Source organism: Streptomyces sp. NPDC059788 (assembly GCF_042732265.1).
Taxonomy (GTDB): domain Bacteria; phylum Actinomycetota; class Actinomycetes; order Streptomycetales; family Streptomycetaceae; genus Streptomyces.
On record NZ_JBHWHY010000072.1, the window covers coordinates 1 to 15,400 of the forward strand.

Below are 15,400 nucleotides of genomic sequence, written 5' to 3' on the forward strand. Positions count from 1 at the left end.
GGCCCGTGGCGGCGGTGGTCAACTCCCACCGCCGCCACGGGCCTTCACGCGCCACTTCACCAGCGGCGCGCTCCCCCGTCGGAACCGGCGATGGGCCCCCGCCCGCATATCGACCGCCGCACCACCCGGACCACTTCCTCCCGCACCGGACCGGCCGACTGCCGGTCACCGTGAAAACCACGCTAGCGGCGACCACTGACAACGGCCCGCGCGCCGGCCACGGAGGGACAATGGCCGAATGCCTCACACGCACCTCGCATCACCGTTGTTCGACATCAGCCACGGTCAGGGCCTGCGCCAGTTCGCCGAACTGGCGCTCGCCCTGCTCCTGTCCTCCCTCATCGGGCTGGAACGGCAGGTGCAGCAGAAGAGCGCGGGGCTGCGCACCCACACCCTCGTCGGTGTGGGCAGCGCGCTCTTCATGGAGGTCTCGGTCCACGGCTTCTACGCGCTGCTGGGCGCGGACGGCGTCGCGCTGGACCCGTCCCGGGTGGCGGCGCAGATCGTCTCGGGCATCGGCTTCATCGGCGGCGGCCTGATCTTCGTGAAGAAGGACGCGGTACGGGGCCTGACGACCGCCGCGACGATCTGGCTGACCTGCGCCATCGGCATGGCCTGCGGCGGCGGCCTGCCCCTGCTCGCCCTCGGCGCGACCCTGGTCCACTTCCTCGTCGTCCGCGGGTTCCCGAAGCTGTTCTCGGGGCGGCGGCGTGCGCCGTTCGTCGAGCGCGTCGAACTGCGCCTGAGCTACCGTGCACAACACGGCCTGCTGGGCCGGATGCTGGAGATGTGCACCAGCAGCGGCTTCCAGGTGACCGACGTCCAGGTGGAGACGGGAGCGGACGACCAGGTCCCGGCCGAGGTGCTGCTGCGGCTGGAGGGCACCGGCTCGGCGCACCCGCTCGTGGAGCGGCTGGCGGAGCTGGACGGGGTGCGCGGGGTGTCGATGGGACAGGAAACGGACCGCACGGAGTGACCGGCGGACGCACAGGGAAGGACGGCGAGATCATGGTGACCCCGGTCTGGCAGGAGACGGACACCGGCGTGCTGCGGCTGCCCTCCGGACGCACGGTCAGGGGCCGCGGCCTGCGCCGTCCGCTGCCGCCCGGCCCCGAGCCGGACTTCGCCGTATACCTGCTCGGCAAGCAGCCGCCCGAGGTCCCGTGGGAAGCCCGCTGGCTGCGCTGGCCGGACTTCCGGCTGCCGGGCGACCGGGCCCAGGCGCGGGAAATCTTCCGCGAGGTCTGGAATCGCGCGGAGACGGAACGTGTCGAGGTCGCCTGCGGAGGCGGTCGCGGCCGTACCGGTACGGCTCTCGCCTGTATCGCCGTCCTGGACGGGGTGCCGGCCGAGGAGGCGGTGGACTTCGTCCGCGCCCACTACGACCACCGCGCCGTCGAGACACCCTGGCAGCGGCGCTACGTGCGTCACTTTGGACGCTGACCGCCGGGCCCGCGCTCCGGGCCGGTGCCGCCCGCCGGCCCCGGCCCGGGTACCGGACCCGCGCCGCTCCCGCTGCCCGGCCCGCCCCTGCTGCCCGGCCCGCTCCCGGCGGGCACCAGATGGTCCCCCACCGTCTCGCGGTCCAGCAGGCGGGCGAGCCGTACCGGTACGTCGCCGCCCACCAGGACGATGACGACCAGCGTCAGCCCGAAGGTGAGCACGGCCAGCGCCCGGCCCAGTGACATGCCCTCGGCGAGCCGGGCACCGAGCACCGGCGCGACCGCTCCGCCGAGCGCGCCGACGTTGTAGACGAAGCCGAGGGAGGCCGCGCGAACTGGGGTCGGGAAGTGCCCGGCGATGTATTTCGGCAGGATGCCCGAGATGCCCTGGCCGAGGGCGAGCAGCCCGAAGAGCACCAATCCCAGGGCGACCAGGCTGTCCTGGACGGCGAACACCGGGAAGACGAACACGAGGGAGGCCAGCAGCGTCCCGGCGTACGCGCGGCGGGTGCCGAACCGGTCGCCCACGAAACCGGCCAGCCAGCAGCCCGCCATCGTGCCGAATCCGGCGTAGAACATCACGTCGGCGACCTGGGCGGGCGTGTACCCCAGCTCGGTCTTGAGGTAGGTGGGCAGCAGCGCCTGGACCGGCCAGCTGTAGAGGAAGGCGCAGAACACGGTGACCGTCAGGGACACGTACAGCACCCAGCCGCGCCGCCCGCCGAGCTGGACGGCGAACGCGGTCAGGCAGAGCGCGGCCAGCGCGGCCAGCCAGGGCACGCGTCCCGTCCCGGCCGGGGTGAAGACACAGAAGAGCGCGGCGGCCGCGACGGCTGCGAGCACGCAGTTCAGCCGGCGCCGCGCGCGCCCGGCGAGCAGTGCCCCGAAGGGGCTGGGGCGTTCTCCGGCAGCCCCCACCTCTGCGCTCCAGTCGCCCGCCTCCGGCAGCGACCTGCGGACCCAGAGCGCGACCAGCACGGGCAGCACGCCTGCCCAGAACATCCAGCGCCAGCCCCAGTTCGGTACGACCCACTGGTACAGCTGGGCCGCGAGGACCGTGCCGCCCGCATAGCCGGATATGAGGAAGCCGGAGGCCCGGTTGCGCAAGGCGGCGGGCCAGCTCTCCAGGACGTACGTGGCACTGGCGCTGTACTCCCCTGCCATTCCCATGCCGATGACCAGCCGGGCGGCGAACAGGCTGGTGTAGTCCCAGGCGAAGCCGCACGCGAAGGTTCCCAGCGAGTAGAGCAGGATGCTGGCGATCATCGCGGCCTTGCGCCCGTACCGGTCGCCCATCGCGCCCAGGAGCGCCCCGCCGAGCCAGCGGGTGATGAACGCGCCGGAGACCAGGGAGGCCGCTCCGGCCGTGCTCAGACCGAACGTGTCGGCGACCTCGGTCAGGACGAGGGTGATCAGGACGAAGTCGAAGCCGTCCAGGAGGTAGCCCACCCAGGCGGCGAACATCGACTTCCACTGGCGCGGCGTCACCTGCCGGTACCAGGGCGGGTACCCGCCCCGGGGCCGGGCGTCCTTCCCGGGACGCGCGTTCACAACAGCCCGGCGTCTTCCAGGCGGCGCCGGACCGTGCCGACGGCGGCCTCGTCCAGCGGGAGCTGCGGCGGCGCGGTGGCCGGGCAGGCAATGACGCCCTGGAGGTGCAGCGCCGCCTTGAAGGCACCCAGCGCGGAGGAGTTGCGGCCCATCGCCGCCGGGTCGCCCGCGTCGGTGATGGAGAAGAGCGCCGCGAGTCGGTCCTGTTCGGCGGCGGCCTCGCGCCAGCGGCCCGCCGCGGCGTGCTCGTAGAGGCGTACGTAGCCGTGCGGGTCGACATTGCCGAGGCCGGGCACGACGCCGTGGGCGCCTGCCAGCAGGGCGCCGTCCACGGTCAGTTCCGACCCGGTGAGCACGGTGAAGTCCGGCGCCTGCGCGCGCGCCCGCACCAGGAGGCGCCGTAGCGCGCCGTCCTCGCCGCTGCTGTCCTTGAGGCCGGCCAGCACGCCGTCCCGGGCGAGCGTGAGCACCGTGTCGGCGGGCAGTTTGGTGTGCACGGCCATCGGGATGTCGTACGCGAACAGCGGCAGGCCGCTGCCGTCGCGTACGCGCCTGAAGTGGCCGGCGACCTCGGCGGGGTGGGTGCGCGTGTAGAAGGGGGCGGTGGCCACGACGGCGTCGGCGCCCAGGCTCCGGGCCTGCCGGGCGTGCTCCAGGACGCGGGGCGTACTCATGTCGATCACCCCGGCCAGTACCGGCAGCCGGCCCGCGGCCGCCTCGACCACCGTCTCGACGACGGTGCGGCGCTGCGCGTCGGTCAAGAAGGCCGCCTCGCCGCTGGAGCCGAGTACGAACAGCCCGCTCACCCCGGCTCCGGCGAGCCGGGCGGTGAGCGCGGCCAGCGAGCGGGTGTCGACCCGGCCGTCGGGGGTCAGCGGGGTGCACAGCGGCGGGACGACGCCGGTGAGCGGCGCGGGAGGACGCATGGGTCATCAGCCTTCTGCTCGTGCCCTGTGCCGGGGTCGGGGACGCGCCGGGTACGTCCCTTCACCGGCGCGGTCATGCACATTCCGGACGTCGGACGTCCCATGTTGGCGGACGTCCGGGTGAATGTGGACCAGCCGCCCTGGCGTGTCAATAGCGCACGCGACGGACCATTCGTTGACGCGGAGTCAACCGCTGCCTAGCGTGACGCCGAACCGGCCGGCGGCACGGCCGGGAACCGAGGCGGAGGCAGGCGTGACGAAACCGCAGGACATCGCAGTACGCCCCTACGACCTGGTGCTGTTCGGCGCCACCGGGTTCGTGGGGCGGCTCACCGCCGCCTACCTGGCCCGGCACGCGCCCGACGGCTGCCGCTGGGCGCTGGCCGGCCGCGACCACGCGAAGCTCGCCCGGCTGCGGGACGAGCTGGCCGGGATCGACCCGGCCCACGCGGACCTGCCCCTGCTGTGCGCCGACACCGAGGACCCCGGTTCGCTGCGCACGCTCGCGGCGGGCACCCGCGTGCTCGCGACGACCGTCGGGCCGTACCTCACCTACGGGGACGCGCTGGTGGCCGCCTGCGCCGAGGCCGGTACGGACTACGCCGACCTGACCGGCGAGGCCGAGTTCGTCGACCGGACCTATGTGCGCTACGACGCGGCGGCGCGCGCCTCGGGCGCCCGTATCGTGCACGCCTGCGGCTTCGACTGCGTACCGCCCGACCTCGGTGTGCACTTCACGGTCGGCCGGCTGCCGCCCGGTGTGCCGCTGCGCGTCGACGGCTTCGTACGGAGCAACGCGGCCATTTCCGGCGGAACACTGGCCTCGGCTCTGACGGCGGCCTCGCGCCCACTGGGCATGGTGCGCGCCGCCCGCGAGCGGCAGCGCCTGGAGGGGCGGCCGGCGGGCCGTACGGTACGGGCGCCGGTCGGCCGGCCGCACCGCAACGGCGTCGTACGGGCGTGGGCCGTGCCGCTGCCGACGCTCGATCCCCAGGTGGTCGCGCGTTCGGCGGCCGGACTTCGGCAGTACGGGCCGGACTTCACCTATCGCCACTTCGCCGCCGTCAAGTGGCTGCCGGTCGCCGTGGGCGGCGTGCTGGGCGCGGGCGCCGCGTTCTCGGTCGCGCAGGTGCCGCCCGCGCGCCGCTGGCTGTCGGGACGGCTGGCTCCGGGCGCGGGGCCGGACGAGGAGCGGCGGGCGCGCAGCCGGTTCAGTGTGCGGTTCGTCGGCGAGGGCGGTGGCCGGCGTGTCCTGACGGAGGTCGCGGGCGGCGACCCGGGCTACGACGAGACGGCGAAGATCCTCGCGGAGTCGGCGCTGAGCCTGGCCTTCGACGACCTGCCCGGAACGGCCGGCCAGGTGACCACGGCGGTCGCGATGGGCGACGCGCTCACCGGGCGGCTCCGGCGGGCGGGGATCACGTTCCGGGTGCTCGCCGAGTCCCCGTCGCGGACGGGCCGGGCGGGCTGACCCGCTGCCGGGGCGTCAGTCGGCGCGCGCCCGGGACAGTGCGCGCCGGCACAGCGCGTCGGCGGCCCGGGTCGTCTCCGGGAGGCGGTACCGCGGCGCCAGGTGGAGGGTGTGCGCGCAGGCCCGGTCGAGGTCCACTCGGTGGCCCACGGACACGAAGACCGGCTTCACGCCCTTCTGCGTACGCAGCGCCCGGCCGACGACCTCGTCGCGGCCGTCGGCGGTGCCGTCCAGGAGCGGCGAGGACTCGCCGCGCTCCACACCGGGCAGCGCGTACCGCGACGTGAACGGGTTCTTGGCGACCCCGATGGTGGGCAGGCCGGTGAGCACGCCGAGGTGGCTGGCGAGGCCGAAGCGGCGCGGGTGCGCGAGGCCGTAGCCGTCGCAGACCACCAGGTCCGGTGTGCGGCCGAGACGGCCGAGGGCGGCCACCACCGTGGGGATCTCCCGGAAGGCGAGCAGGCCCGGCACGTACGGGAAGGAGATCCGGCCGACGGCGGTGGCCTCGTCGACCACCGCCAGGGTGCCGCCGTCCAGGGCCACGGCCGCCGCGGCCACCAGGTCGCGGTCGTCGTCGTAGGCGACGTCCACGCCGACGACCGTCCCGGCGAAGCCCGGCTCGGGCCCGGACTGCTCCCGCCGCACCCGGGCGCGCAGCCGGTCCTGGACCGCCAGCGCCCCGGCCTCATCGGTGGGCCAGTGGGCCAGCTCGTCGTCGAGGGAGATCGCGGCGTCGTTCGTCATGGTGCGGCCACGGTATCGAACGGGCGGACGGAAAAGTCGTTGCGGCCCTGTCGCGGCTGTGTGTGATGATGCGCGCGGCGCGCCCGCGGGCACGGCCGGTCCCGCACGCCGCGGCGCCCGGTCCGCGCGGGCGCGGAAACACGAACGATGGGAAAACGGGAATGTTCGCGATCTCGCTGGGTGACGACGGTGCCGAACTGCGGCCCCTGGAGCCTCGCCACGCCGAGGAGTACCTGGCGCACATCGACCGCGGCCGACAGTACATAGGCCGCTTCATCGGGCTGGCGGACGCGAGCACCGACCTCCCCTCCGCCACGGCGTTCCTGCGGTCGTACGCGGACAAGGCGGCGGACGACAGCGGGCGGCTGTACGGGATCTGGACGGACGGCACGCTGGTCGGCGGTGTCCTGTTCCGCACCTTCGACGCCGCCGCCGGGACGTGCGAGGTCGGCTGCTGGCTGGAGGAGTCGGCCGTCGGGCGGGGGCTCGTGACGCGGGCCGCCCGGCTGCTCGTCGACTGGGCGGTGGAGAAGCGCGGCATCCACCGCGTGGAGTGGATCGTGGCCGCCGGCAACACCCCGAGCATCAGGGTCGCCGAGCGGCTCGGGATGGTGCGTGACGGGGTGCTGCGGGAGAGCAAGCTGCACGGCGGGGTACGCCACGATGTGGAGATCTGGTCGGTACTGGCCCCGGAGTGGCGCGAGCTGCGGACTGCCGGGCGGTGACCAGCGGGCGCGCCCACCGGGCGTGCGGGACCGACGCGGTCACGAGGCCGGTGGCGCCGACCGCGGCAGGTCCTCCAGCAGGGTGCCGAGCGCGCCGGTGACCAGCGCGCACACCGCGTCCGGGTCGGCGTCGGCCAGTGGCTGCTTGCCGACGACCACCCGCATAAGGCCGATGCCGAGCATCCACGACAGGGCGAGGTCGGCGCGCAGCCCGCGGTCGTCGGCGGTGCTGAGCGTGGCGAGCACCCGCGCGTAGTCGTCGCCCATCTCTCGTACGGCGGTGGTGACCTCGTCGCTGTCGCCGATGGAGCGCAGGAACGTCTCCAGGGCGCGGTCCCCCGGGTCCGCGCCCTGGTGGCCGAGCATGCCGCGCAGCGCCGCCTCGAACAGCTCACCGGGCGGTGTGCTGTTCAGCTGCTGCCGGCCGCCGAGCGCCACCACCTCGCCGAACAGCGCCTTCTTGGAACCGAAGTAGCGGAAGAGCAGGGCCTGGTTGACCCCGGCCCGCTCCGCGATGTCGCGTACGGTCGCCCGCTCGTAGCCCCGCTCGGCGAACAGCGCGGCCGCCGCCTCCAGGAGCAGCAGCCGGGTGCCCTGCGCGCCGCGGCGGCGCGTCGGGGCCACGGCCGGCGGCCCGCTCTCCGGCACGCCCGGCGCGTATCCCGTACCGGCCCCCTGACCGGTCCCCGGCTCGTTCCCGCTCATCCGCGTGCTCCTCTCCTCGCTCTTCGGCGCCCCGCGGACCCGACGGTCCGCCAGATTCGTGATCATGCAGGACCGTTGACCGTACCAAGTACCCGCCTCTACTTTGTAAGCAGTTGCTTACACGAGGGAGGCCCCGGTGACCACAGCCGACACGATGCCCCTTTCCTACCCGTTCAACGATCCCGGCGGGCTGGCCCTGTCCGACGCCTACGAAGAGATCCGCGACCGGCCGGGACTGCTGCGGGTACAGATGGCATACGGCGAACCGGCCTGGCTCGCCACCCGTTACGCCGACGCCCGACTGGTCCTCGGCGACCGCCGCTTCAGCCGCGCGGAAGGACTCACCCGCGACGAACCGCGGCAGTCCGAGGGGCAGCGGGACAGCGGGATACTGAGCATGGACCCGCCCGACCACACCCGGCTGCGCACCCTGGTCGCCAAGGCGTTCACCGTGCACCAGGTGGAGAAACTGCGGCCGTGGGTCCGCGAGTTGACACACGGCCTGATCGACGAGCTCCTGGCCGCCGGCCCGCCCGTCGACCTCGTCGACCGCTACGCCCTGCCCATCCCGGTCGCGGTCATCTGCCGGATGCTCGGGGTGCCCGAGGAGGACCGGCCCAAGTTCCGCGCGTGGAGCGACGCCGCGCTGTCCACCAGCTCCCTGACGGCCGAGGAGTTCGACGCCAACCGGGACGAACTGCGCGCCTACATGGCGAAGTTGATCGAGGAACACCGGGTGTCGCCCCAGGACGACATCATGACCCGGCTGATCGAGGCCCGCGACGTCAACGACCGGCTGACCGAGCTGGAGCTGAACGACCTGTGCATCGGCATCCTGGTCGCCGGGCACGAGACCACGGCCACCCAGATCCCCAACTTCGTCCTGTCGCTGCTGGACCACCCCGGCGAGCTGGAGCGGCTGCGCGCCGAGCCCGCGCTCGTCAAGAGCGCCGTCGAGGAGCTGCTGCGCTTCGTCCCGCTGGGCAGCGGCGCGAGCTTCCCCCGCTACGCCACCGAGGACATCGAGGTGGGCGGCACACTCGTCCGCGCGGGTGAACCGGTGGTGGTCGCCGTGGGCGCGGCCAACCGCGACGCGCTGCGCTTCGACGAGCCCGGCTCGCTCAACATCGCCCGCGACGGCAACCAGCACCTCGGCTTCGGCCACGGGGTGCACCACTGCCTCGGCGCGCCGCTGGCCCGCCTGGAGCTCCAGGAGGCGCTGATCGCCCTGATCACCCGCCTCCCCGGGCTGCATGTGGCCGGGGACGTGGTGTGGAAGGACCAGATGCTGGTCCGCGGGCCGCGCGTACTGCCGGTGGGGTGGTGAGCGGATGACCTGGAAGACCTCGATCGACGGGCAGCAGTGCATGGCGTCCGGTATGTGCGCCGGGATCGCCCCGGACCTGTACGTCCTGGACGGGCCGCACGCCCGGCCGTTGCGCGAGGAGATCCCCGAGGACGAGAGCGCGCTGGACGCGGCCGACTCCTGTCCGGCCATGGCGATCCTGGTACGGGACGGGGAGACCGTCGTCGGGCCGCGACCGTGATGGTGGGGTCCTTGGGGGCGTGCTCCTGAGGGGCGCGCTCTAGGGACGTGCCCCATGCGGGCGCGCCGCACGGAGACGCGCCCGCACGCGGGCGCGTCTCTGACGGGGTGTCGCGCTGTCGGCGTGTCGCGGGAAGGACGGTCGGTGGGGCCGGGCGGGGCCCACGGCCCGCCCCGCACCGAACGGCCTACACCGGCGCGGCCGCCCCTCACCCGTCTGCCCCCGCCCGGGAGCGGGCAAATCACCGTCCGCGTGTCGGCCCAGTGACCTGCCGCGACGCTCTCCGGCGCGGGTCGACACGCCGGAGGGCGGCACCTTACCTGACGGGCCCTCACCGGGCGGGGACGGCGCGCCGAGGCTTATCTCAAATGCGTCAGCGCGGATCCATCCGATCTGCCGCGGCGCACCCGTGCCGCCTCCGCGCTGCCGGAGGATCAACCATGCGTTCCACCCGCGTCATCGCAGCATCAGGTCTCGCCATCGCCGCCCTGGGCCTGTCGGCCGGCGCCGCGATCGCCAAGCCCGTGGCCACCACCAGCCCGAAGCTGGTCGGGCCCGGCGGGTCCGTCAGCGTCACCGTCACCTGTGACACGGGCAAGGCCGGCCGTATCGCCGCCTCCTCGCAGGGGTTCCGCAGCGGCACGATCTGGCTGTACCGCACCCACAAGCACGGCAAGACCTACCACGGGACGGCCCGGGTGGCGTCCCAGCTCAGCGGCGGCCCCAACCACCTGGGCCGCTACTCGACCTGGGGTGTGGACGGCAACTGCCCCGACGGCAGGCAGTGGCACACCACCTTCAAGACCGACGCCAAGCTGCCCCACGGCAAGGTGCACACCGGTGTCGGCAGCACCAGCGAGGAGTCCAACACCACGGAGATCGTCGCGGGTGCCGCGGTCCTCGCCACCGCCGCCGTCGGCGGCACCTACTTCCTGCGCCGCCGCCAGAACAACGAGTCCTGACGGCCTGGGCCACTCGTCCGGCGGCGCTTCCGGCCGCTGTGCCCCTGCCGGGCCCCCACCTCCCGGCCCGGCGGGGCACAGCGGCCGTGGCACGCGGGCACACCGGGGTTCCGGCGGCGCGGTGATCTCCAGGTCTCCGCCACTTACCATGGCACGCATGTTCGTACTGGAGCTGACCTACACCGCGCCGCTGGAGCGCGTCGACGCCGCGCTGCCCGACCATGTGGCGTGGCTGAAGAGGAACTACGCGGCCGGGCACTTCCTCGCCGCCGGGCGCAAGGTGCCGCGCGACGGCGGCGTCATCCTCGCGTCCGTCGCGGACCGGGCGACGGCGGAGCGGATCGTCGCGGAGGACCCCTTCACCGTCGCGGGCGTCTGCGACTACCGGATCACCGAATTCGTGGCGACCACGACGGCGCCGGCGCTGGAGCCGTACAAGGAGCAGCTGCCTCCTTCGTGAGCGGCCGCACGACCCGCCGGACGAGCGGCCGTGCGGCCCGTCCTGCCCATGGGCCCGGTCGGCGCGGAGCACGCCGACCGGGCGGAGCGGTCAGCCGCGGTCCAGCAGCGCGCCGATCTCCTCATGCAGCGTGACCGGCACCTCGATGCCCCACCGTGCCGACGCCTCGGCGGCCAGTTCCCGGCTCCACCGCCAGCCCGCCCGTGCCGCCGTCCGTACGGCAGGGAGTACGGCGGGAGCGGTCATGGCCGTGTAACGGTCGCGGTCGGCGGCCGACAGGTCCTGCTCCAGGGCACGGCTGGGAGTCAGCCAGTGTGCGGTGGACCCACGCAGCAGGCGGCACAGCTGGAGCTGGAGCGGGGCGACGACCGAGTGCAGCAGCGCGTGTGCGCGGGCCGTCTCGCCCCGGTTCAGGACGTGGGCGAGCATCAGCGTCCAGTTGGCGAGTTCGCCGGTGAGCTGCAGGGCGGTCGGGCCCGGCTCGGGCGGGCACGGGTCGGCCAGGCGGCGGGCCGCGGCGGTCAGCCGACCGTCGCGGTCCAGCAGGACGGCGGCGCCGGGGTCCGGCAGGTGCACCATGCCGCGCCAAGTGGGCACCTCGTCGATGCCCGGTCCGGCGGCCACGATGTGGAACTCGCCACGCATCAGGTCGTCGAAGACCACGGCCAAAATGCCGTACATGTTGGTGTAGGCCAGCTTCAGCGGCGCCAGGCGGCCGACGAACTCCGGACCGTCGAACGTGTCGGCGTACTCGTCGCGGACGTACAGATACGCCTCGATGTCGGAGTGGGCGTCGGCCTCGCCGAGGGTCCACGACCCGTAGAGCAGGACCCCCTCCAGCCGGGGCTCGGCCGCTGCCAGCTCACGCAGGTGCGCGATGCGGCGGTCGAGGGCGGGGCAGGGCGAGGGTGGGGTGCGGTGCATCGGTGGTGTCTCCTGAGCAGGTGGGAAGGCATGCGGACGGACGCCGCCGGCGCGGCGGCACCCGCCGGGCCGGTGGACTCGGATCACGTCCGGCTGCTCAGGAAAAGACGCCCATGGACGGCATCGTAGGGGTCGTGTTCGGCCCCGGCCAGCGGTTTTCGTGCGCCGGGCGGGGGCTGGGCGAGGGCGGGGCCCGCCTCGTCAGAGGGCGGGGGCCGGGGCCGTTACGGGGCGGGGGTCGGCCAGCGGCCGCCGTTGAGCCAGTAGCCCTGGATCTCTTCCAGGTGCCGGCCCTTGGTCTCGGGGGCGGTGAGGGCGGCGAAGACCAGCGCGCCGAGTGCGAGGACGCCGAGGCCGGCGAAGGTCGCGGCGGCGCCCGCCCAGGACAGCAGGGACGGGAAGAACTGCGCGACGAGGAGGTTCGCGACGAGGTCGGCCGTGAGCATCGCCGACGCGCCGGTGGAGCGCAGCTGGGCGGGGAACGCCTCACTGGCGTAGACCCAGATCAGGGAGCCGAAACCGAAGTTGAACGCGGCGGTGAAGAGCAGGACGGCGCCGAAGCCGATCCACGTCGCGGAGCCCTCCAGGTCCCCGAAGCCGAACACGGCGGTCAGCACGGCGAGCATGGCCGTCATCGTGGCGATACCGGAGAGCAGCACGACACGGCGGCCGAGCCGGTCGATGATGAGGATGGCGAGGACCGTCGCGGCCAGTGAGGCCAGCTGGACGAAGGACGGCAGCAGGAAGTTCTGCCCGTCGCCGGTGAAGCCCATCTCCTCGAAGATCTGCGGGCTGTAGTACGTCACGGCGTTGATGCCGGTGATCTGGCAGAAGAAGCCGAGCCCGACGACGAAGAGCGCGGCGCGCGCGTACGGCTTGCGCAGCAGGGAGCGCAGCGAGCCACCGCTCTCCTCGGAAAGGGCGACGCGGACCGCCTCGGTCTCCGCGCGGGCGTCGACGTCGGGGTCGGTGAGCGCCATGACCTCGACGGCCTTCTCGGTCCGGCCCTTGAGGACGTACCAGCGGGGCGTGTCGGGGAGCCGGAACAGCGGGATCAGCACGAGCGCGGCCGGGATCGCGGACAGGCCCAGCATCAGCCGCCAGTGGCCGCCGTCGGACAGTCCCCAGTTCACGAAGTACGTCAGGGCGATGCCCGCGACCGTGGCGACCTGGTAGGCGGCCACGGAGGCACCGCGGGTGCGGGCCGGAGTCGACTCGGCGATGTACAGCGGGGCCGCCACGATCGAGATGCCGATGGCGATGCCGAGCAGGAACCGCACCGCGTCGAGGACGACGACGTTCGGGGCGAGGGCGGAGAGCGCCACGAAGACCGTGTAGGACCCCGCGACGATCAGCATGGCGGCCTTGCGGCCCAGTGCGTCGGCCAGCTTGCCGCCGATCAGCGCGCCCAGGATCGAACCGAACACCAGGATGCTGTTGACCAGGCCTTTTTCGGTGTCGCTGAGGTGGAAGTCCTTGCTCAGGAACACCAGGGCGCCGGAGATGCTGCCGGTGTCGTAGCCGTAGATGACGCCGACGACGGCGCCGGTGAGGGCGAAGAGCCGGCCGGCGCGCCGGGGCGGCGGGCCGGGCGGCGATGACGGTGGCTGCGTGGAGCGCGTTGCAACGGACATGGGGAGTCCTTTGTGACGACTGTCGGCGGAACGGCCTTGCTGATCACTGCGACAGCTGCCGGGGGCGGCCGATGACGGGTCCCACCGTCCGGCGCGGCGCCGGCTGCACTGCCTGTGCCGGCCCCCGCCCCGCTGCGGCTACATGAGTGATCCTGCGAGTATTCGACTCCTTTCATTCATGTGTCAACGGTCACCCGAGGCGACCAGGTCTCCCGCATCCCTCCTGTAAAGAGCGCCAGTTCACAGAGCATCCCTTCCCGCCTTACGGGCGCTCCCACCCTTACGAGGGATGGATTACGCCGCAGGGCGTGCATAGAGTTGCTTGCAAGCGAGCATGTTGTTGCAAGTTCACGCAGACAACTGGAGGGCGCCGTGAGCGGGACCTCGTACATGGAGCAGGAGCTGCGCAGCCAGCCGGAGACCTGGCGGGAGGCGGCGCGGATCGGCGGGGCGGACACCCCGCTGCCCGGCGCCGGCCGGCGGGTCGCGGTGGTGGGCTGCGGCACCTCGTGGTTCATGGCGCAGGCGTACGCGGCCCTGCGCGAAGGTGCCGGGCAGGGGGTGACGGACGCCTTCGCCGCCTCGGAGGCGTTCCTCGGCGCCGACCGCGGTTACGACGCCGTCGTGGCGATCACTCGCTCCGGGACCACGACGGAGGTGCTGCGCCTTCTGGAGCAGGTGAAGGGCCGCATCCCGACCGTGACGGTGCTCGGCGACCCCGACACCCCGGCCACCGGCCTGTCGGACGCGACCGTCACGCTGCCGTTCGCCGACGAGCGGTCCGTGGTGCAGACGCGGTTCGCGACGACCGCCCTGGCGCTGCTGCGGGCCCACCTCGGCGAGGATCTGTCCGGCGCGGTGCGCGACGCGGAGGAGGCGCTGACCGCGCCCGTGGAAGCGGAGTGGCTGGACGCCGAGCAGTTCTCCTTCCTCGGCACGGGCTGGACATACGGGCTGGCCAACGAGGCCGCGCTGAAGATGCGGGAGGCGTCGCAGAGCTGGACGGAGTCCTACCCGGCCATGGAATACCGCCATGGCCCCATCTCGATAGCGGCCCCCGGCCGGGTCACCTGGGTGTTCGGCCCGGTGCCGGAGGGCCTGGAGGCGGACGTCGCCACGACCGGCGCCGGGTTCGTCCACCACGACCGGGACCCGCTGGCCGACCTGGTCCTGGTGCAGCGGATCGCCCTGGAGCGGGCCCGCGCCCGCGGCCTGGACCCGGACAACCCGCGCAGCCTGACCCGCTCGGTGATGCTCACGGCCCCCGAGCCCGCGGCCGGGTGACGGGCCACACGACTCCCGGACTACGGACCAGCCCCGATCACCCCCGACCGGCCCAGCCCCCACCGCCCCCGACCACATCCCGAGCAGCCTCGATCACCCCGGACCAGCCCGCAAGGGAGTCAGGATCGATCCCATGCCTCTCGTTCCCACCTCGTCGATCGTCACCGCCGCCCGTGAGGCGCGGGCCGGCGCCGCGGCGTTCAACGTCATCCATCTGGAGACCGCCGAGGCGCTCGTCGCAGCCGCCGAGCGCAGTGGCTTCCCGGTCATCCTCGGCATCAGCGAGAACTGCATCCGCTACCACGGCAGCCTGCTGCCCATCGCCCGCGCCACCCTCGCGCTCGCGGAGGCGTCCACGGCCCGGGTCGCCGTGCACCTGGACCACATCACCGAAGCGGAGCTGGTGCGCGAGGGCGTCGCGGCCGGGATCAGGTCGGTGATGGTGGACGCCTCGGCCCTCCCGTACGAGGAGAACGTCGCGGCCACGGCCGAGCTGACCACCTGGTGCCATGAGCGCGGTGCCTACGTCGAGGCCGAGCTGGGCGAGGTCGGCGGCAAGGACGGCGTGCACGCCCCCGGCGCCCGCACCGACCCCGACGAGGCGCTGGCGTTCGTCCGGGCGACCGGCGTGGACGCGCTGGCCGTCGCCGTCGGCTCCTCCCACGCGATGCACGAGCGCACGGCCGTACTGGACAAGGAGCTGATCGCGGCCCTGGCCGAAAGGCTGCCGGTGCCGCTGGTGCTGCACGGCTCCTCGGGCGTGCCCGACGACGAGCTGCGCCGGGCCGTCGCCGCAGGCATGACGAAGATCAATATCTCCACCCACCTGGTCTCCGTCTTCACCCGCAGCATCCGGGACACCCTGGACGCGGCCCCCGGCCTCGTCGACTCCCGCAAGTACGTGAAACCCGCGCGCGAAGCCGTGGCCCAGGAGGCCGCCCGACTCCTGGGCCTGCTCGGAACCCCGACCGAGGCCGCCGCTCCCGGCCGACCGGCCACCGCGGAGGCGCCGGTGCGGGGGTGAA

At 73.4% G+C, this 15,400-nt stretch carries 16 protein-coding genes; 10 read left to right on the forward strand and 6 right to left on the reverse strand.

Features of this window, described 5'->3' with window-relative positions:
* The first annotated feature begins 238 nt into the window (after nucleotides 1-238).
* Both ACFV57_RS39285 and ACFV57_RS39290 read left to right on the forward strand, forming a co-directional pair.
* A complete protein-coding gene (locus tag ACFV57_RS39285) occupies nucleotides 239-976 on the forward strand; it encodes an MgtC/SapB family protein (RefSeq protein ID WP_385242936.1) in 738 nt (245 codons plus the stop codon).
* Between the two features lie 32 nt (nucleotides 977-1,008).
* Nucleotides 1,009-1,443, forward strand: a complete 435-nt coding sequence (locus tag ACFV57_RS39290; protein WP_385242939.1) for a protein-tyrosine phosphatase family protein — start codon at nucleotides 1,009-1,011, stop codon at nucleotides 1,441-1,443.
* Here the strand turns inward: ACFV57_RS39290 and ACFV57_RS39295 are convergent.
* Both ACFV57_RS39295 and ACFV57_RS39300 read right to left on the reverse strand, forming a co-directional pair.
* Entirely contained in the window at nucleotides 1,428-2,993 is a 1,566-nt protein-coding gene (locus ACFV57_RS39295; RefSeq protein ID WP_385242942.1) for a sialate:H+ symport family MFS transporter, read from the reverse strand. The genes ACFV57_RS39290 and ACFV57_RS39295 overlap by 16 nt on opposite strands.
* The gene (locus ACFV57_RS39300; protein WP_385242945.1) at nucleotides 2,990-3,919 is read right to left on the reverse strand and encodes a dihydrodipicolinate synthase family protein; all 930 of its coding nucleotides are present in this window, start codon (nucleotides 3,917-3,919) and stop codon (nucleotides 2,990-2,992) included. The genes ACFV57_RS39295 and ACFV57_RS39300 overlap by 4 nt, the downstream gene beginning before the upstream one ends.
* Before the next feature lie 253 nt (nucleotides 3,920-4,172).
* On the opposite strand from ACFV57_RS39300, the gene ACFV57_RS39305 reads away from it, so the two are divergent.
* A complete protein-coding gene (locus ACFV57_RS39305) occupies nucleotides 4,173-5,390 on the forward strand; it encodes a saccharopine dehydrogenase family protein (protein WP_385242947.1) in 1,218 nt (405 codons plus the stop codon).
* Nucleotides 5,391-5,405: 15 nt separating this feature from the next.
* Here ACFV57_RS39305 and ACFV57_RS39310 read toward each other — a convergent pair whose 3' ends face one another.
* Complete coding sequence (locus tag ACFV57_RS39310) at nucleotides 5,406-6,134, reverse strand: endonuclease V (protein ID WP_385242950.1); 729 nt, start codon at nucleotides 6,132-6,134, stop codon at nucleotides 5,406-5,408.
* Nucleotides 6,135-6,295: 161 nt separating this feature from the next.
* On the opposite strand from ACFV57_RS39310, the gene ACFV57_RS39315 reads away from it, so the two are divergent.
* Nucleotides 6,296-6,859, forward strand: coding sequence for a GNAT family N-acetyltransferase (locus ACFV57_RS39315; RefSeq protein WP_385242953.1), 564 nt, complete (start codon nucleotides 6,296-6,298; stop codon nucleotides 6,857-6,859).
* Nucleotides 6,860-6,898: 39 nt separating this feature from the next.
* Here the strand turns inward: ACFV57_RS39315 and ACFV57_RS39320 are convergent, their stop codons facing one another.
* Entirely contained in the window at nucleotides 6,899-7,564 is a 666-nt protein-coding gene (locus ACFV57_RS39320) for a TetR/AcrR family transcriptional regulator (protein ID WP_385242956.1), read from the reverse strand.
* 136 nt (nucleotides 7,565-7,700) lie between these two features.
* On the opposite strand from ACFV57_RS39320, the gene ACFV57_RS39325 reads away from it, so the two are divergent.
* The 4 genes from ACFV57_RS39325 to ACFV57_RS39340 all read left to right on the forward strand — a co-directional run bounded on the left by ACFV57_RS39325 (nucleotide 7,701) and on the right by ACFV57_RS39340 (nucleotide 10,533).
* The gene (locus ACFV57_RS39325; RefSeq protein WP_385242959.1) at nucleotides 7,701-8,891 is read left to right on the forward strand and encodes a cytochrome P450; all 1,191 of its coding nucleotides are present in this window, start codon (nucleotides 7,701-7,703) and stop codon (nucleotides 8,889-8,891) included.
* Between the two features lie 4 nt (nucleotides 8,892-8,895).
* Nucleotides 8,896-9,111, forward strand: coding sequence for a ferredoxin (locus tag ACFV57_RS39330; RefSeq protein ID WP_385242962.1), 216 nt, complete (start codon nucleotides 8,896-8,898; stop codon nucleotides 9,109-9,111).
* Nucleotides 9,112-9,551: 440 nt separating this feature from the next.
* On the forward strand, nucleotides 9,552-10,073 hold the full coding sequence (locus tag ACFV57_RS39335) for a hypothetical protein (protein WP_385242965.1): 522 nt from the start codon (nucleotides 9,552-9,554) through the stop codon (nucleotides 10,071-10,073).
* 157 nt (nucleotides 10,074-10,230) lie between these two features.
* Nucleotides 10,231-10,533, forward strand: coding sequence for a YciI family protein (locus ACFV57_RS39340; RefSeq protein ID WP_385242968.1), 303 nt, complete (start codon nucleotides 10,231-10,233; stop codon nucleotides 10,531-10,533).
* A gap of 90 nt (nucleotides 10,534-10,623) precedes the next feature.
* Here the strand turns inward: ACFV57_RS39340 and ACFV57_RS39345 are convergent, their stop codons facing one another.
* Nucleotides 10,624-11,457, reverse strand: coding sequence for a nucleotidyltransferase domain-containing protein (locus ACFV57_RS39345; RefSeq protein WP_385242971.1), 834 nt, complete (start codon nucleotides 11,455-11,457; stop codon nucleotides 10,624-10,626).
* Nucleotides 11,458-11,681: 224 nt separating this feature from the next.
* Nucleotides 11,682-13,091: a sugar porter family MFS transporter gene (locus tag ACFV57_RS39350; RefSeq protein ID WP_385242974.1), complete on the reverse strand. Its 1,410-nt coding sequence runs from the start codon at nucleotides 13,089-13,091 to the stop codon at nucleotides 11,682-11,684.
* Nucleotides 13,092-13,463: 372 nt separating this feature from the next.
* Between ACFV57_RS39350 and ACFV57_RS39355 the strand changes: the two genes are divergently transcribed.
* A complete protein-coding gene (locus ACFV57_RS39355) occupies nucleotides 13,464-14,375 on the forward strand; it encodes an SIS domain-containing protein (protein ID WP_385242977.1) in 912 nt (303 codons plus the stop codon).
* A gap of 133 nt (nucleotides 14,376-14,508) precedes the next feature.
* A complete protein-coding gene (locus ACFV57_RS39360; RefSeq protein WP_385242979.1) occupies nucleotides 14,509-15,399 on the forward strand; it encodes a class II fructose-bisphosphate aldolase in 891 nt (296 codons plus the stop codon).
* Nucleotide 15,400 lies beyond the last annotated feature (1 nt).